Source organism: Paenibacillus sp. FSL L8-0158 (assembly GCF_038592965.1).
Classification (GTDB): Bacteria; Bacillota; Bacilli; order Paenibacillales; family Paenibacillaceae; genus Paenibacillus; species Paenibacillus polymyxa_D.
In genome coordinates, this window is the sequence record NZ_CP151949.1 from 1432846 (window position 1) to 1449417 (window position 16572).

16 protein-coding genes, 6 tRNA genes and 1 riboswitch are annotated in these 16572 nt (G+C 46.6%); of the genes, 17 read left to right on the forward strand and 5 right to left on the reverse strand.

Translation table 11 applies throughout. From position 1 onward, the window contains the following. Positions 1-82: 82 nt before the first annotated feature. The 4 genes from alr to NSQ68_RS06455 all read left to right on the forward strand — a co-directional run bounded on the left by alr (position 83) and on the right by NSQ68_RS06455 (position 4611). Positions 83-1279, forward strand: coding sequence for an alanine racemase (gene alr / locus NSQ68_RS06440; RefSeq protein ID WP_342428335.1), 1197 nt, complete (start codon positions 83-85; stop codon positions 1277-1279). Positions 1280-1570: 291 nt separating this feature from the next. Continuing rightward, positions 1571-1852, forward strand: a complete 282-nt coding sequence (locus tag NSQ68_RS06445) for a ribbon-helix-helix protein, CopG family (protein ID WP_007429334.1) — start codon at positions 1571-1573, stop codon at positions 1850-1852. Between the two features lie 6 nt (positions 1853-1858). Next, the gene (locus NSQ68_RS06450) at positions 1859-2209 is read left to right on the forward strand and encodes a type II toxin-antitoxin system PemK/MazF family toxin (RefSeq protein WP_007429335.1); all 351 of its coding nucleotides are present in this window, start codon (positions 1859-1861) and stop codon (positions 2207-2209) included. A gap of 179 nt (positions 2210-2388) precedes the next feature. Beyond that, a complete protein-coding gene (locus NSQ68_RS06455) occupies positions 2389-4611 on the forward strand; it encodes a Tex family protein (protein ID WP_342428336.1) in 2223 nt (740 codons plus the stop codon). A gap of 104 nt (positions 4612-4715) precedes the next feature. Here NSQ68_RS06455 and cmpA read toward each other — a convergent pair whose 3' ends face one another. After that, entirely contained in the window at positions 4716-4850 is a 135-nt protein-coding gene (gene cmpA / locus NSQ68_RS06460; protein ID WP_007429337.1) for a cortex morphogenetic protein CmpA, read from the reverse strand. 144 nt (positions 4851-4994) lie between these two features. Here cmpA and NSQ68_RS06465 point away from each other — a divergent pair, with 144 nt between their 5' ends. The 3 genes from NSQ68_RS06465 (at position 4995) to NSQ68_RS06475 (ending at position 5729) form a co-directional block, all read left to right on the forward strand. Next, the gene (locus NSQ68_RS06465) at positions 4995-5519 is read left to right on the forward strand and encodes a SprT family protein (RefSeq protein ID WP_053324897.1); all 525 of its coding nucleotides are present in this window, start codon (positions 4995-4997) and stop codon (positions 5517-5519) included. A 44-nt stretch (positions 5520-5563) separates the two neighbouring features. After that, positions 5564-5639 (forward strand) — tRNA-Asn (locus tag NSQ68_RS06470). 1 nt (position 5640) lies between these two features. Continuing rightward, positions 5641-5729, forward strand: a tRNA-Ser gene (locus NSQ68_RS06475). A gap of 178 nt (positions 5730-5907) precedes the next feature. On the opposite strand, the gene NSQ68_RS06480 is transcribed toward NSQ68_RS06475, so the two are convergent. Together NSQ68_RS06480 and NSQ68_RS06485 are read right to left on the reverse strand one after the other, a co-directional pair. Beyond that, on the reverse strand, positions 5908-6783 hold the full coding sequence (locus tag NSQ68_RS06480) for a Cof-type HAD-IIB family hydrolase (protein ID WP_342428337.1): 876 nt from the start codon (positions 6781-6783) through the stop codon (positions 5908-5910). Positions 6784-6852: 69 nt separating this feature from the next. Beyond that, positions 6853-7614, reverse strand: a complete 762-nt coding sequence (locus tag NSQ68_RS06485; RefSeq protein ID WP_307348612.1) for a DeoR/GlpR family DNA-binding transcription regulator — start codon at positions 7612-7614, stop codon at positions 6853-6855. Between the two features lie 244 nt (positions 7615-7858). On the opposite strand from NSQ68_RS06485, the gene NSQ68_RS06490 reads away from it, so the two are divergent. The 6 genes from NSQ68_RS06490 (at position 7859) to NSQ68_RS06515 (ending at position 9846) form a co-directional block, all read left to right on the forward strand. Then, positions 7859-7930: transfer RNA gene (locus NSQ68_RS06490), tRNA-Glu, on the forward strand. An 86-nt stretch (positions 7931-8016) separates the two neighbouring features. Further along, positions 8017-8092 (forward strand) — tRNA-Lys (locus NSQ68_RS06495). A 15-nt stretch (positions 8093-8107) separates the two neighbouring features. After that, positions 8108-8190 (forward strand) — tRNA-Leu (locus NSQ68_RS06500). A gap of 163 nt (positions 8191-8353) precedes the next feature. Next, positions 8354-8809 carry a MarR family transcriptional regulator gene (locus NSQ68_RS06505; protein WP_307348614.1) on the forward strand — a complete coding sequence of 152 codons (456 nt, stop codon included), beginning with the start codon at positions 8354-8356 and terminating at the stop codon, positions 8807-8809. Between the two features lie 185 nt (positions 8810-8994). Next, entirely contained in the window at positions 8995-9369 is a 375-nt protein-coding gene (locus tag NSQ68_RS06510) for a helix-turn-helix transcriptional regulator (protein WP_307348617.1), read from the forward strand. A gap of 93 nt (positions 9370-9462) precedes the next feature. Further along, complete coding sequence (locus tag NSQ68_RS06515) at positions 9463-9846, forward strand: helix-turn-helix transcriptional regulator (RefSeq protein WP_013309253.1); 384 nt, start codon at positions 9463-9465, stop codon at positions 9844-9846. Positions 9847-9970: 124 nt separating this feature from the next. Here NSQ68_RS06515 and NSQ68_RS06520 read toward each other — a convergent pair whose 3' ends face one another. Further along, complete coding sequence (locus NSQ68_RS06520) at positions 9971-10192, reverse strand: hypothetical protein (protein ID WP_029516349.1); 222 nt, start codon at positions 10190-10192, stop codon at positions 9971-9973. A 342-nt stretch (positions 10193-10534) separates the two neighbouring features. Here NSQ68_RS06520 and NSQ68_RS06525 point away from each other — a divergent pair. Beyond that, positions 10535-10617: transfer RNA gene (locus NSQ68_RS06525), tRNA-Leu, on the forward strand. 146 nt (positions 10618-10763) lie between these two features. Here NSQ68_RS06525 and NSQ68_RS06530 read toward each other — a convergent pair. Next, positions 10764-11249, reverse strand: a complete 486-nt coding sequence (locus NSQ68_RS06530) for a glutathione peroxidase (protein ID WP_342428338.1) — start codon at positions 11247-11249, stop codon at positions 10764-10766. 466 nt (positions 11250-11715) lie between these two features. Then, a riboswitch (cyclic di-AMP (ydaO/yuaA leader) is annotated at positions 11716-11888 on the forward strand. A 115-nt stretch (positions 11889-12003) separates the two neighbouring features. On the opposite strand from NSQ68_RS06530, the gene NSQ68_RS06535 reads away from it, so the two are divergent. The 3 genes from NSQ68_RS06535 (at position 12004) to kdpB (ending at position 16554) form a co-directional block, all read left to right on the forward strand. Next, entirely contained in the window at positions 12004-12399 is a 396-nt protein-coding gene (locus NSQ68_RS06535) for a hypothetical protein (protein WP_023987603.1), read from the forward strand. 410 nt (positions 12400-12809) lie between these two features. Beyond that, positions 12810-14486, forward strand: coding sequence for a potassium-transporting ATPase subunit KdpA (gene kdpA, locus NSQ68_RS06540; RefSeq protein ID WP_342428339.1), 1677 nt, complete (start codon positions 12810-12812; stop codon positions 14484-14486). 37 nt (positions 14487-14523) lie between these two features. Further along, positions 14524-16554, forward strand: coding sequence for a potassium-transporting ATPase subunit KdpB (gene kdpB / locus NSQ68_RS06545; RefSeq protein WP_342428340.1), 2031 nt, complete (start codon positions 14524-14526; stop codon positions 16552-16554). The last annotated feature ends 18 nt before the right edge of the window (positions 16555-16572 follow it).

Below are 16572 nucleotides of genomic sequence, written 5' to 3' on the forward strand. Positions count from 1 at the left end.
ACCTTTGGAAGCAAGCACTTTGCCACACTCCGAATGGTAAAAGGTTATGTTACAGGCTAACAATTGAAGAAGGTGACTGGATTTGCAAGCACAATACAGATCGACCCGGGCCGAAATCAACCTGGATCACCTTGGCGCCAACTATGAAGCTTTTCGCAAGGCATTGCCAGCGGATAAGCTGATACTGGTCTGTGTCAAGGCTAATGCCTACGGACACGGTGCCGTGGAAATTTCAAAGGAATTGGAACGCCTTGGTGCGGATTATTTGAGCGTCGCTTTTCTGGATGAAGCGTTGGAGCTTCGTCATGCGGGGGTTCAGCTACCGATTCTTGTACTCGGCTATACCCCACCGGAAGCTGTACAAACGGCTTGGGAGCATGATATCTCATTGACCGTGTTCAGTGAAGAAGTGCTGGAGGGTATCCGCAGACTGGACCGCCAAGGAAATGAACGCAAGCTGAAGGTGCACATCAAAATAGACAGCGGCATGGGAAGACTGGGTTTGCTGCCTGGAGAAGAGGCTATGGCTTTTGTCCGGCAGGCTCACGAATTAGAGCAGGTGCTGCTGGAAGGCATGTACACCCATTTTGCCCGCGCGGATGAAGAAGACAAAAGCTATACACTGCTACAATATGATCGGTTTCGGGGCGTGGCGGAAGCGCTAAGGGAACAAGGTATCACCATTCCCATTATACATACGGCCAATAGCGCCGCTACCATTGATACCCCTTCTCTTTCCCCCAATATGGTGCGGATTGGTATCAGTATATACGGTCTGTATCCGTCTGATGAGGTTAACCGGCAAGCCATTGAACTGCTACCTGTATTGTCATTGAAGACGGCGGTGGTTTATACTAAGACGCTTCCTCCCGGCTGGGGAGTTAGCTATGGCACCCGGTATGTGACTTCCAGTGAAGAACGGATCGGTACACTGCCAATCGGCTATGCGGATGGATACTCCCGCATGCTGAGTGGGAAGATCGAAGTATTGATACGCGGTCGCCGCGTCCCGGTACTCGGCACGATTTGCATGGACCAGTGTATGGTATCCTTACAATCTTTCGCAGAAGATGCGGAAGAAATCCAAACCGGCGAAGAGGTTGTTCTCATCGGTCAGCAGTCCGGCGAAACTATCGCGGCGGATGAGCTGGCATCCAAGCTTGGTACGATCCACTATGAGGTGATCTGCATGATCGCAGACAGGGTACCGCGTGTATACACACGAGGTCATGTTCCTGTTATTCGAGTGAACTCGCTTCTTCCAACCCACTGGAATTAATTTCATAACGCAAATTACCGAATAAAAGCAGGAGTTTTCGCAGAACGTCCCGAAATATGTACAAAGGAAAGAAAAGAGCGCTATAACTGTCAAAAGACGCATCAGGCTCCGCTGACACTTGTATTTCGGGGATCAAACGCCTGTACGAAAACGAACTGCGTAGTTTATAATGGAATGCAGCATAGATGATATACGAATATCATATACATTCTTGTATTCCGTTTGAATAAATTACCGGGAATAACGTTATAATGGTACAATGGCGACAAGGTTTTGGGGGTGGAAGAGAAGTTGGCCAATTTGCAGAACACCAAAAGAATAATGATCAGTTTGCCAGATCATCTCTTGCAGGAAGTGGACGGGATCGTAGCTATGGAAAATTCCAACCGCAGTGAATTTATCAGGCAGGCCATGAAGCTGTATGTAGGCGAACGTAAAAAACGTTACATTCGTGAAGCTATGCAGCGTGGATACATGGAAATGGCTAAAATTAACTTGACCATGGCATCCGAAGCCTTTCACGCGGAGGAAGATGCAAACAGCACCTTGGGCCGTACAGTTAGCGGGGTGTAATCCATATTGATCGTAAAGCGCGGCGACGTTTTTTTTGCAGACCTTTCACCCGTAGTCGGTTCCGAGCAAGGTGGCGTCAGACCTGTGCTGATCATTCAAAATGATATCGGCAACCGGTTTAGTCCTACCGTGATCGTGGCAGCTATCACCGCTCAGATTCAGAAGGCAAAGCTGCCTACACACGTGGAAATCGACGCGGCGACGCATGGCTTTGATCGTGATTCTGTTGTTCTTCTGGAGCAAATTCGGACGATCGACAAGCAAAGGCTTACCGACAAAATCACCCACTTAGATGAAGAAACTATGCGCAAAGTGAGCGATTCGCTACAAATCAGTCTTGGTTTGATTGATTTTTAGCGTGATGGAACGACGAGTGAAACGGGAAAAGGGCAGCGCTTGGGCGCTGTCCTTTTGCGTGTCCGATAAAAAATGCAGGTAGGGCTTGCTCTAACGTCACCTGCTGGCGCTTTGAATCATTTTTTGTGATAATGAAAGACATGCTGTATGACAAGAGTTGTGAGGAAGAAGGGATAGGTTTGTCTAACGAGGAAACGAAGACGGAAATCCGGCAGGAGCCGAACGAAGCAGAACGCCAAGAGCGGATTGTCAAACAAGTGGCGAGAGAGCTGTCGCTGGCACTCAAGCAAATCCGGACAACGATCAGTTTGTTGGATGAAGGGAATACAATTCCTTTTATCGCGCGTTATCGTAAGGAAATGACAGGAGAGCTGGATGAAAATCAGCTACGTGAAATTGAAGATCGTGTAGTGTATTTGCGTAATCTGGAGGATCGTAAGGTAGAGGTCATCCGCATTATTGATGAGCAGGGCAAGCTGACGGAAGACCTGCAGGCGGCTATCACCTCTGCGGTTAAACTTCAGGAAGTGGAGGATCTGTACCGTCCGTATCGGCAAAAGCGCAAAACCCGCGCCAGTGTAGCAAAGGAACGGGGACTGGAGCCGTTGTCCATCTGGATCTGGGGCCAGCCGAAACAGGGCGATGCTCTGAAAGAAGCCGAGTCTTATGTAAATGCGGAACTGGGAGTGGACAGCGCCGAGGCGGCCATCCAAGGAGCCTTGGACATTTTAGCTGAAAATATAGCGGATGATGCGGCTATTCGCCAATGGGTACGCCGATATACGCTGGACCATGGTATGCTGACCTCCGAAGCGAAGGACGCAGAGCAAGAATCCGTGTATGAGAACTACTACAGCTATCGTGAACTCGCTAAGAAAATGCCACCTCACCGTATTCTGGCGATTAATCGCGGGGAGCGGGAAGGCATTCTTAAGGTTGGTCTGGAGGTAGTGCCAGATTCTATTTACAATTACGTGGCAGGCCAAGTGATTAAAGGATCGTCTGTCGTGCAAGATCTGCTGCGCAGTGTCATTGAGGATGCGTATAAAAGACTTATCGCGCCGTCTATCGAGCGTGAAGTGCGCGCTGAAATGACGGAGAAGGGCGAGCAGCAGGCGATCTCCATTTTTGCAGGCAACTTGCGCAGCCTGTTGCTACAGGCTCCGATCAAGGGCCGACGTGTGCTCGGTGTCGATCCGGCCTATCGGACAGGCTGCAAGCTGGCGGTTGTCGATGACACCGGCAAGCTGCTCGAAGTGGCTGTGACGTATCCGACACCACCGAACAACAAGAAGCGCGAGGCTGCTGAAAAGTTCAAGCAACTGATTGCCCAATACGGTATCGAATTGATTGTCATTGGTAACGGAACCGCTTCGCGCGAGACAGAGCAATTCGTAGCGGAAGTCATCGCGGACATTGGTGACAGCAGTCTAGCGTATCTGATCGTCAATGAGGCGGGCGCAAGCGTATACTCTGCCTCCAAGCTGGCACAGGAGGAATTTCCCGATTTGGACGTGGCCGAGCGCAGTGCGGCTTCCATCGCACGTCGTGTGCAGGACCCGCTGGCTGAGCTGGTCAAGATTGAGCCGAAGGCTATTGGTGTAGGCCAATACCAGCATGATGTGTCGCAGAAACATCTGGATGAAAGCTTAAAGGACGTTGTCGAATCAGCCGTTAACCATGTCGGTGTAGATGTGAACACGGCTTCCTCTGCGCTGTTATCCTATGTAGCAGGGATCAATGCGACGATTGCCAAAAACATCGTTAAGTACCGCGAGGAAAACGGTAAATTCAGCAACCGTCGTCAGTTGCAGAAGGTGCCGCGTCTTGGTGCAAAAACCTACGAGCAATCTGTTGGCTTTATCCGTATACCGGGTGGAGAAAATCCGCTGGACCGCACACCAATTCACCCTGAATCGTATGCTGTCGTAGACCGCCTGTTGGCGGAACTGAACATTAGTGCCCACGATTTGGGCACCAAGGCTGCAACGGAAGCGCTGAACGTGTCCAACATTGACGAACTAGCTGCGAAGCTGGAAGTCGGCGTGCCGACACTGAAGGATATTCTGGACAGTCTCCAGCGTCCGGGCCGTGACCCGCGTGACGAGCTGCCGTTGCCGGTATTCCGCAAGGATGTGCTGAAGATCGAGGATCTGGCACCGGGTATGGAGCTTCAGGGAACCGTCCGCAATGTCATTGATTTTGGCGCGTTTGTCGATATCGGTATTAAAAGTGACGGGTTGGTTCATATTTCACAGCTGCGCAGCGGCTTCGTAAAGCATCCGATGGATGTCGTATCTGTCGGTGATAACGTAACGGTGTGGGTATTGAATGTTGATTTGAAAAAAGGCAGGGTTGGTCTGACGATGAAACCTCCTGCAGAGGCGCAATCGCAGGCATAATACTTTAAATAAAGCTGTACAACCTTCTTGTGAAGGGTTAACAAAAGCCGGAATCTCCGAACTGCATCGGAGATTCCGGCTTTCATTTTGGATGCCTTTAGCTTTTACCCGTTGTTGGCATCGAACTCCACGCCAGGTGCTTTATGATAAAAAAACCAACAATCGTTCAACAGTTTAATTTGGCGCCGGTCCTTTTTGTAAAAGGCCCGCATGAGCTGGTTGCTGAGCCATTGAGGCAAGCCGATCTCCTCCTCTGCGTTACATCTGTATGCTTAGCATATGGGGTGGGTACCTAAAGTGTGCTTATGAATTGGGGGTTAGACTTCGGCCATTATTTTATAATATGCTTGTCAGTAAGGAGCAAAGGAGGAGAGACCGTAAGGATGGAGTCCAAGTCCCTGAGCAATTCAATGAATCATTCAATGAGCCGTTCTATGAGCAATGAAGAGCTTCAAGAATGGGTAGAGCGCATTTCGCTGGAGAGCTTCGGCGTGCCGTTTCGACATCAAGCCACCTTTAATGCGCGCCTGTCTTCCACAGGCGGTAGGTATTTTATGAAAAGTCATCATATTGAAATTAATCCACATCAACTCGCAGCTTACGGACGTTCTGAGGTGGAGAAAATTATTAAGCATGAGCTGTGCCATTATCATTTACATCTGCGCGGGATGGGCTATCAGCATCGAGATGCTGACTTCAAAGCATGGCTGGCCCGTGTAGGAGGAAGCAGGCATTGTCAGACTCTGCCGGGAAGAACGGAACGTAAGCCTCAGCCTTATCGTTACAAGCTAGTATGCGTTTCCTGTAAACAGGAGTATATGCGCAAGCGTAAGATGAATCCTCAGCGATATCGCTGTGGGAAATGTGGAGGTAAGCTTCGCCTGTTGGCACTTGACGGCACCCCCTGAATCATGGTAAATTAACCATACTGTATGATAATTTACAGTAATGTTCCCTGATAGCTCAGTTGGTAGAGCACTCGACTGTTAATCGAGTTGTCACAGGTTCGAGTCCTGTTCGGGGAGCCATGGAGAGGTACCCAAGTGGCTATAAGGGGACCCTCTGCTAAGGGGTTAGGCTGCGAAAGCGGTGCGAGGGTTCGAATCCCTCTCTCTCCGTTGGTATTTTAAGTAGAAAAAGGACGCTCGTATGCATTGTAATGATGCTTGCGAGCGTCCTTTTTGTGTAGATCTGCTTTGAAAATAACGGTGGACTGAAATTCGTTTAAATGGAGAGACGAACGTGCTGCGTACGGCATGAAGCGACGTCAGCCTGTCTTGTACGCAGCCAATGATTCTATTTCACAGTGTCAGCCTCGATTGTCTTGAGTATGTTCACCAGAGCATGAGCGACGCCATCTTCCGTATTAGTCAGAGTCACTTCGGAGCAGACGGCCTTAATGTCGTCTTTTGCATTGCCCATGGCAATGCCTCTTCCTGCCATTGTCAGCATGGAGATATCGTTGTAACTGTCCCCAATCGCTACAGCTTCCTGCATGGGAATGCTCAGATGATTCGCCAGATAACGCAATGCATTACCTTTAGACGCGTCCTTATGCTCGACTTCAAAGTTACGGTCTGAAGAGATGACCATGTTCAGGCCCTGAAAACTTCGGTAACGCTCACGGCCCCGATCCAATTTGGCTTGATCAAAGGAGAAACAGAGCACGTTATAAATCTCTACGTCCAGTGGAATGTCCTCATATGAAGCGATGCGGGTATGTCCGGTCTGTTCATATTGTTTTTCGGCTGCGTGTAATAAAGTATCCAGGGAAATATCCGGGTTGGCGCTCAGCAATCGGTCCATTTCAACAGCAAGGAGCTGATGTCCGTTTTGTGGAGAATAAATAGCGCGGTCTGTCATGACCTCATAGTAAAAGTCGTTGTCGTGCAGCCAGCTCAGCACTTCAAACGTTTCACCGCGGCCCATAGGAGTAGAGGTTAACTGACGACGATGTACATCGTGTACGGTTGCGCCGTTTGCTCCAATGACGGGAGTTATAAGTTCTGCTTCCTCTAGCTTCGTCCAGGCGTCATAAGCGGCCCTACCAGTGGCAATTGTCACCTGAATGCCTTGCTGCTGTGCTTGGCGTATAGCCTCCGCGTTCACTTTGCTTATTTTTCCTTCCTCGTTCAGCAGTGTTCCATCCATATCAATCGCAAACAGTTTCATTTGTCTCCAACTCCTGTCTTTCGATATCTCTGTGATAAATCTTGAGTTCTAGCTAAGCAGTTTCACATTTTATGAGGGTACAACAACTTCAACATCATAATGTTGCAAAATTTCCAGCATCGCTGGTTCTGGCAATCTGTCGGTGATCACGATATTAACTTCAGACAGATCGGCAAAGCGATATGGAAAATTGATTCCGAATTTCGAATGGTCCGCAAGGATGATCACCTGATCTGCCTGCTTCATCATCTGATGCTTCAGCATACCGTCTTCTTCATGAATCAGGCTTAGTCCGTGGGCAGATATACCGCCAATCCCGATAAAGGCTTTGTCTACAAAATAGTGAGACAAAGTGGCGATCACGGAGGAGCCATATACATACCGGTGTTCTTTTTGCAGGCGGCCTCCCAACAGGTGTATAGAGACACCGTCTTTTCCAGATAGCACGTCAGCCTGATTGATTGAATTGGTGATGACCGAACATTCCTGCACATTCAGTCTTTCTGCACACGCCTGTACGGTGGTAGAGGAATCCAATATAATACGATCCTTATCTCGTACCATGTTGGCAGCCAGTTGTCCGATTACTTGTTTCTCCTCGGATACAGTAAGTAGTCTTTCGTTATAATTTCCAATTGGATCGTGATGAAGTGTAGGGAGAAGAGCGCCGCCGCGGGTGCGAATAATTTTTTGGTGCTCCTCGAGTTTTACCAGGTCTCGACGGGCCGTATCTCGTGAAACATTGAAAAATTCACAAATATCATCCACCGAAATACGCTTATGAAGCTGTAAGTAATCAACGATTTTTAACATTCGTTCTTCCTGATACATAGAAAGCTCCTCTGATATATAATTATTTCGGTATCTCGTAAGTGATTATAAGTAAATTCAAGTGATATTGCAATCATTTAGCGCTATTTTCAGGATATAAGTGATTTAAGGTAAGGGGTTGTAAGTAAATACGCATTTCGTAATGATAAAAGCTGCTTTTTTTAAAATTTCAAAAATAAGTATTGCCATTTGTTATTCTATTTGATATACTCTTTCTTGTCGCCAAGTTGGCGCATAATAATAAGGCCCGTTGGTCAAGGGGTTAAGACACCTCCCTTTCACGGAGGTAACAGGGGTTCGAATCCCCTACGGGTCATTGTTGTCTTTATAGACTACATGTTGCATGCTTAAGGGAAATTCCTGAGGTCTGGTCTAATGGCGGACAGCTTGGATGAACTGCATGAGCCATTAGCTCAGTTGGTAGAGCACCTGACTTTTAATCAGGGTGTCGAAGGTTCGAGTCCTTCATGGCTCACCATTTATATTTTGTTATGCGGTCGTGGTGGAATGGCAGACACGCTATCTTGAGGGGGTAGTGAGCGTACGCTCGTGGAGGTTCGAGTCCTCTCGACCGCATTAATGGAATAAACGGAAAAGTCTCTCGCGGTAGAGGCTTTTTTTATTTGTGTAGTGATGTAATAAAGTAATGATTATGATGAAATAATGATTCCATAGTATAATATAACGTCATAATGTTATAGAATGATAAGTATAAACTTATGAATTGACGGTGAAAAATATGGACACTCAACTGTTAGGAAATATATCAGAAAATATTTTGGGCTTGTTTCCGATTGTGAAGAAGAAATTTTTCGCCTACGGTCCGCTCGATCTCCCATTACACTTGTCGCCTAATAACTTTCAGGTATTACTGCTTCTGCGTGAGGTGCGCTTGTCTACGGTATCTGATTTATCCAAACAGCTCAATGTCTCGCGTCCGAACATGACTCCTCTTCTGGACAAGCTGGTGGAGCATGGGTTGGCTGACCGCCAGTCTTGTGACTCGGATCGCAGAGTCGTGAATGTGGCGATTACACAGGAAGGCGATGCTTTTTGTGAACAGGTATTCCATACCTTCTCCAATAAAATTCAAGAAAGACTGGTGTATCTGCCAGAAGAAGATTTATTACATCTGAGTGAAACTTTGAATGAGTTGAAGCATATCTTACTTAAAATCGACAACTCTGCTAAGTGATTAGCGTAAACGAACTGACTTAAAGACCGCCCTTTCTTCGGAAAACAGGCGGTTTTTGTTGCATATTGTGGTATAATGAAAACCAACATACATAATTCGGTAATTTTAGCATACGTGATCTTTGAAATGGGAACAGAGAACATGATATCGTTATTTGAGAGCCTGCTAGGGAGGAAGGAACTTCTATGCAATCTATTTACCATCGCATTGAGGAACTCATCAAGGAACGGGGAATGACGAAAAAGGCGTTCTGTCAGCAGTTAGGTATTAGTACAGGGAACTTCGGGGATTGGAAAAGAGGAAAAACGACGCCGGGCACGAATAAACTCATTGAAATCGCTTCTTTTTTTGATGCGAGTCTGGACTGGATTATGCTGGGTCGAGATGTACAGGGTGAGGTGCTAAAGGAGTCGCAAGACCCTTATTTTTTTGACGCTTCAGGGCAACTGAATTGCCAGGAGGAACCGCTTAGTGATGCGGAAAGAAATTTTATACTTGAGTATATTGAATTTACCCGCTTTCGTAAAGAGAAAAACCAGCGCAATTCTACTATGGGGTAATGGTTGCTTAGGATTTGATGACGATTACTAATGAGTAAAGATGAAAAATGAAAATTATTTCAGAAAAAGTTACTGTTTCGGAGGGGAAACATTTTGGGAGATCAAACTATTTATCAGCGGATTGAAGCTTTGATTAAAGATCGGGGAATGACCAAGAAGGCATTTTGTGAAAAACTTAAAATCAGTTCAGGGAATCTCGGTGATTGGAGAAGGGGTAAAACAACGCCGGGTACCACCCATTTAATTCAGATTTCGGACTTTTTTAATGTATCGCTCGATTGGTTAATGAAAGGGATTAAGCCAGGAGAAGGCGTACTTCAGGAGCAGAAGGCTGCTTATTTTTTTGGAGTGATGGGGCCACTGAATTGCCAGGCAGAAGATCTTGAGACGGAAGAACAGAATTTTATTTTAGAATATGTTGAATTTGCGAAATATCGTAAGCAAAAAAGTGAAAAGGATAAAACAAAGCCAGAATGATTTTTTGGCTAAAGATTGTCTGGGTTGAAAACCCGTAAACGAACTGGAGGGGTTCGCTTTACGGGTTTATTTGGTTTCTTGGTGATATCGAATGACCTGTATGTAACTGGAATGCTTGTTGGATTTAGAGTGGCGATGCCTCCTTATAATCGTTATCGTCGATGTTCAGAATTGCAGCAACTTGTTTTCTGTACCTTTGTGCTTTGCGGGTGCCGTGAATCAGATTGGACAAGCGTGAAGGCGGAATATTGTGTGTCTCACAAAATGTTTTCTGATCCAGTCGAAGTTCGACAAGCCGTTGTTTGATGGCCCACCCGAAGGAGGTGACAGGCATTTTGTTGTTCAAAAGAAATCGCCCCTTACGGATTCTTGCGGAATAATTGGTGTGTTATAATAATCATCAGTAAACATGTTAGAATTAACCATCTGAAACTATGATACACTTTTATACGTGTTTTTACAATCGTAAATGCGTTATTTTGTCAAATTAATTACTTAATTAAGTGCTGGGTGGTTCTGATAATCCGCAAGGGTGCAACATTAATGCATAGTTCAGCAAGGGGTTGTCTTTATGCAGGGCAGTATTATTATCGCTCATATATGTAAGTTAAAATAATTATAATATTTTTGTTTACAAATAGTTGATGAGAGAGTATAATAAATCTGTTGCCTCAATACATTATGATTTGCGGTCGTGGTGGAATGGCAGACACGCTATCTTGAGGGGGTAGTGGGCGTACGCCCGTGGAGGTTCGAGTCCTCTCGACCGCATTATATGCAAGACCCAGTTAAAAAAGCATCCTGACACGATTTACGTGAAGGGATGCTTTTTTTGTTAAGCATTTTTTCGTTATATTCTTTAGCCACGGAAGCCACGGTTGCAACAGGTCGTTTATTAACAGTGATAAAGAAGAATGTCAGTTTTGCTGTAAAAGCTTCTCTATATCTCCCGCCAGCTTATCTGGAGTGGTTTGCGGTGCATAGCGCTTAAATACGTTACCTTCTCTTGTAATTAAGAATTTAGTAAAATTCCATTTGATCGCTTTGGACCCTAACACCCCCGGAGCTGTTTGGGTCAGGTAGCGAAATAAGGGGTGTGCTTGATCGCCATTGACATCTGTCTTGGCGAACATCGGAAAGGTGACACCATAATTCATCTGGCAAAACTCGGAAATCTCCTCACTGGAACCTGGCTCTTGTTTGGCAAACTGGTTGCTGGGAAATCCCAAGATTTCGAGCCCCTGTTCATGGTACTGGTCATATAGCTCTTGTAGCGCTTTGTATTGGGGGGTTAACCCACATTTGCTGGCAGTGTTCACGATAAGCAGAACGTTCCCTTCAAATGTGGATAACGGAATTTGTTTCCCTTGCAGGGTTTGCGCATCATATTCATAAACGGTCATAGCATCTCTCCTCATTCAATATCCAGCAATTAAATTGTAGACAATTCAAAGAAGGGTTGCAAGTCTGGAAAAGCTGTATAAAGCCTTCAGGCGCTGTAAAATCGTATTTTGCTCAAAACAGTAAATCGCATCGCAAATGGAGCGAATTAAGGTGTTTCTTCTTATAAAAGTGGGTTCAATCGGTGTTTAGCTGGTACATATAGCGTATTTTCTTCTCTTTTTACAAAAAAAGGCCAATAACGCTTTACCCTACGCCAATATTGACATGCTTGTCATTTTCAAAAAAGGATGAAAAACAGAGATTGAAGGAGCTGTGAGAAGCATAGTTGCATTGTAAGCGTTATTATTAATCTTCTATGCTCTAAAGGCCGATTTATAACCCTGCAGTTGAGCTTTACAGTCTTCCATGCGCGGGTGTATGATTCAAGACGTAATTTCAAATTAACTTGAATGAAGCAACAACGAAATGTCTACAGCGCTGAATTTTGCAGTTGCAAAAGCGGGGGAACCAATCGAGACTGTACGGCTTCGGAAGCCGTGTGTCTCATGGGGTGAATTTTCCGGTCAAGTGCCAGAAATAGGGCGACTCTCACGTCCGAATCCGACAGCTAACCTCGTAAGCGTACAGGGAGAGGCAACAAACCGCCGTGTGCAGCCATGGTTTATTTTATCATGGATATGTCAGAAGCCGGAGGAAAGCCTTTTTCCTTCGGCTTCTTTTTGTTGTCTTTTTATACCGGGAGAGGAGCTACTGATGGAAGGTCGGTTAATTATTGTCACTGCACCGAATGAAGCGGGCAGAAGTTTTGTGAAATTGCTTATTTTTAAAAAATTGGCGTTTGCAGTTCTCACGAATAGCGCCCAGGAGGAACGACAGCTCAAAAAAATGGGTGTGGAGCACATTGTCCGCATCAATACCATGCAAGCGGGAAAATGGAATTTTCCAAAAAAAGAAATTGGTAGTGTGTATTTGTTCGAGAACAGCTTGAATCTGACTTGCCGTTTCCTGCAAATATGTCGACCACTAACATCGGAATCGATCTATGTTATTACACACGGCTGTAATCCACAAGGAATTTATCGGGGATTGGGAGCGGACCATGTGATCTACACATTGAACGGAGAGGTGGGTTTTCTGCTGAACGGATAAGCACTTATGACATAGTTGTTTTATGATTTTATGATGGAATAAGAATGGCGATCTGAGGACCGATACGGAGGGTATAAACATGATGGATATATACATGCTGCTCGTCATGGCTGTGAGTTATGGAGTGATACTGCTGTTTGTACGCTGGTGTGATGCGCAGACCTCTAAAGGAGGACGAAGAGGATGATCGTTATACTCGGGCTTACAGCTATTGTGTTTATGTATTTAATCTACGCACTCCTGAACCCTGAAAAGTTCTAGACACTTGTAGGGATAGAGCGGGCGGGAACAACAGATCTGAACATTAAGCATCATAGGTAGCAGGTTTTCGCAAACGTGTGCACTTCATAGATGGTCTGAATCGGGTCTGTTGTTCCAAACGCAGGAGCATTTTGAAGGAGGAATAGAGGATGGAGCTGCTTCAAATTGGAATTGTGATCGTTATATTGCTGCTCTTGGTAAAGCCAATGGGTACATATATGTATCATGTATTCTCGAATGAACCGAATCGGACGGATCGGATTTTTGGCAGAACAGAAAAGCTGATTTATAAGGTAGTAGGCTTGAAGAAAGTGGAGAGCATGCGTTGGACTACGTATGTTATGAGTTTCATTGCTACGAACGCCGTGCTTGTGGCAATCAGCTACTTGCTGTTGCGTTTACAGGGAATGCTTCCCGGTAATCCGGCTGGAAACAGTAATATGGAAGCATCACTAGCTTTTAATACGGTAATCAGCTTTATGACGAATACGAATCTCCAACATTATAGCGGGGAAAGCGGGCTTACGTATCTGACACAGATGGCGTTCGTCACGATGATGATGTTCACTTCGGCTGCTTCCGGTTTTGCGGTTGCTGCGGCTTTTATGAGAGGATTGACGCGGCGCGGTGAAGGGATGGGCAATTTCTTTCAAGATTTTATTAAAGCCATTATAAGGATTTTCCTGCCGCTGGCCTTTGTGCTTACGCTGGTGCTGGTTGGATTGAAGGTACCACAGACGCTGCAGCCTACGGCGGATCTTACGACGCTGAGCGGAACACAACAGCAAATTTCTATGGGACCTATTGCTTCTCTGGAGTCCATCAAGCATTTGGGGACGAACGGGGGCGGTTATGCGGGGGCTAACTCTGCGCATCCTTTTGAAAATCCAAGTCCTTGGACGAACGTGCTGGAAATTTTGGCAATGTGGGTAATGCCGGCTTCGTTGCCGTATACCTTTGGGTTGTTTGCCCGTAATCGTAAGCAGGGCTGGATTATTTTTAGCTCCATGATGGTATTGTTTCTTATTTTTCTATCCATTACGTATGTGTCTGAGAAGACAGGTAATCCGTTAATCCAGACCCTGGGTGTGGATGCTTCTCAGGGAAGCATGGAAGGGAAAGAGGTTCGTTTCGGTATTGGACAATCGGTTTTATTCACTGCGGTCACAACAGCGGCAACGACAGGTTCGGTCAATAATATGCATGATACACTAACCCCGCTGGGTGGCATGGCTGCTTTGGGAGAAATGATGCTAAACGTCATTTTTGGCGGCAAGGGTGTCGGGCTGATGAATATGCTGATGTATGCGATTCTGGGTGTGTTTATATGCGGACTGATGGTCGGGAGAACTCCGGAATTTATGGGAAGGAAAATTGAAGGCAAGGAAATGAAGCTGATCGCGATTGCCATTTTGGTACATCCGTTTCTCATTCTCGCCCCAACTGCGCTTGCGTTCATGAGTCATTGGGGATATGATGCGGTCACTAACCCTGGCTATCACGGGTTGACTCAGGTGCTCTATGAATATGCGTCATCTGCTGCAAATAACGGTTCGGGATTTGAAGGTCTTTCGGATAACAACGTATTCTGGAACATGACAACAGGGATGGTTATGTTCTTCGGACGATATGTATCTATGATTGCATTGTTGGCTGTGGCGGCTTCGTTGAATGCCAAAGCACCGACTCCGGTGACAACGGGGACACTGCGCACGGACAACAAGTTATTTGGAGCCATTCTGATCGGGATCGTGCTGCTGATTGGTGCGTTGACCTTTTTACCTGTCATCGTATTGGGACCTGTTGCTGAATTTTTGACCATGTGAAGAAGAAAATGAGAATGGATGAACGGGGTGTTTGATCATGAAGGAACAACGCAAACACATGCTGGACAGAAGCATCTTGAAGCATGCGATCAAGGATAGCTTTATAAAATTAAATCCGATGATTATGATGAAAAATCCTGTCATGTTCGTCGTGGAGATCGGTACATTGGTCGTGCTGCTAATGTTACTGTTTCCCGGTTATTTTGGAACTGACAAGGAAATGGGCTTTAACCTGGCCGTGTTTGTTATTCTGTTGTTTACGTTGCTTTTTGCCAATTTTGCCGAAGCGCTCGCGGAGGGGCGGGGTAAGGCACAAGCTGCCTCTTTAAAAAAATCCAAGCAGGATACGCAAGCTAACAAGCTCGTCGGAAATGACATTCAGGTGGTTAGCTCAACCGAGTTGCGTAAGGGGGACGTGGTTATTGTCTCCCAGGGCGAAATGATTCCAAGCGATGGTGAGGTCATTGAAGGTTTGGCTTCGGTGGATGAATCTGCAATTACGGGAGAATCGGCTCCGGTCATTAAGGAATCGGGTGGTGACTTTTGCTCGGTAACCGGCGGAACGCGAGTGGTTAGTGACCGGATTAAGGTGCGGATTACGACAGAGCCGGGCGAGACATTTATTGATAAAATGATTTCGCTCGTGGAAGGCGCACAGCGGCAAAAAACGCCGAATGAGATTGCGCTGAACACTTTGCTGATTAGCTTGACGATTATTTTTCTAATTGTGGTGGTTACGCTAGCGCCAATTGCCCGTCATTTTAACATTAATTTGCCTGTTCCTGTGCTGATTTCGTTACTAGTCTGTCTGATTCCAACCACGATTGGAGGACTGTTGTCAGCCATCGGGATTGCCGGTATGGACCGGGTCACCCAGTTTAATGTGCTGGCCATGTCAGGCAAGGCGGTAGAAGCTTCTGGGGATATCAACACGATGATTCTGGATAAAACAGGTACAATCACCTTCGGGAACCGGATGGCGAGTGAATTCGTGCCTGTAGAGGGCGTGGAGAAGGCAGAGCTAGTGAAGTGGGCAGCGATTAGCTCTATGAAGGATGAGACGCCAGAGGGGCGCTCGGTTCTCGAGTTGATGCGCAAACAGGAGCACACGTTGGATGAATCCTTGGTGGCAGGTGGAACCTTTATCGAATTCAAGGCGGAGACCCGGATGAGTGGTCTGGATCTGGCCGATGAACGAAAGGTACGCAAGGGCGCGGTGGATTCCGTTCGGCAATGGATCGTATCGCAAAATGGTAGTGTTCCAGCCGATCTGGAGGAAAAAGCGAATCAGGTAGCCTCAGAAGGAGGTACACCGCTGGCAGTCGCGCTAGATGATCAGATATACGGTATTATTTATTTAAAGGATACAGTGAAGCCAGGCATGAAGGAACGGTTTGATCAGCTCCGGGAAATGGGTATCCGTACGATCATGTGTACCGGAGATAATCCGCTGACAGCAGCTACAATTGCACGGGAAGCGGGAGTGGACGACTTTGTAGCTGAGAGCAAGCCGGAGGACAAAATCGCGGTTATCCGACGTGAACAGGAACAGGGTAAGCTGGTTGCCATGACCGGAGACGGCACCAATGATGCACCTGCGTTGGCGCAAGCCGATGTCGGTCTTGCCATGAATAGCGGCACAGTCGCGGCCAAAGAAGCGGCTAATATGGTGGACTTGGATTCCGATCCGTCCAAAATTATTGAGGTGGTCGCGATCGGCAAGCAGCTGCTTATGACGCGCGGAGCATTGACAACGTTCAGCATTGCGAACGATGTTGCCAAATATTTTGCCATCATCCCGGCGATGTTCATGCTGGCCATTCCACAAATGGGCGCTTTGAACGTCATGGGGCTTGGCTCCCCGTTGTCCGCTATTTTGTCGGCGCTGATCTTTAACGCGGTTATTATTCCGCTTCTGATTCCGCTGGCCATGAAGGGCGTGAAGTATAAGCCGATGAGCTCAGATCGCCTGCTGGGACGGAATTTGCTGATTTACGGTCTGGGCGGTATGGTCGTACCGTTTGTCGGTATAAAGGCCATTGATTTGTTGGTGCATTTGTGGATTTAGCGCAGAAAGGGTGAACGA

What these genes read in the sequence shown, in the direction of transcription:
- NSQ68_RS06505 (WP_307348614.1), top strand. Translation starts at nt 8,354, where the DNA reads ATGGACACTCAACTGTTAGGAAATATATCAGAAAATATTTTGGGCTTG.
- NSQ68_RS06535 (WP_023987603.1), top strand. Translation starts at nt 12,004, where the DNA reads ATGGAAGGTCGGTTAATTATTGTCACTGCACCGAATGAAGCGGGCAGA.
- NSQ68_RS06465 (WP_053324897.1), top strand. Translation starts at nt 4,995, where the DNA reads ATGGAGTCCAAGTCCCTGAGCAATTCAATGAATCATTCAATGAGCCGT.
- NSQ68_RS06480 (WP_342428337.1), bottom strand. Translation starts at nt 6,783, where the DNA reads ATGAAACTGTTTGCGATTGATATGGATGGAACACTGCTGAACGAGGAA.
- kdpB (WP_342428340.1), top strand. Translation starts at nt 14,524, where the DNA reads ATGAAGGAACAACGCAAACACATGCTGGACAGAAGCATCTTGAAGCAT.
- NSQ68_RS06530 (WP_342428338.1), bottom strand. Translation starts at nt 11,249, where the DNA reads ATGACCGTTTATGAATATGATGCGCAAACCCTGCAAGGGAAACAAATT.
- kdpA (WP_342428339.1), top strand. Translation starts at nt 12,810, where the DNA reads ATGGAGCTGCTTCAAATTGGAATTGTGATCGTTATATTGCTGCTCTTG.
- NSQ68_RS06485 (WP_307348612.1), bottom strand. Translation starts at nt 7,614, where the DNA reads ATGTATCAGGAAGAACGAATGTTAAAAATCGTTGATTACTTACAGCTT.
- NSQ68_RS06510 (WP_307348617.1), top strand. Translation starts at nt 8,995, where the DNA reads ATGCAATCTATTTACCATCGCATTGAGGAACTCATCAAGGAACGGGGA.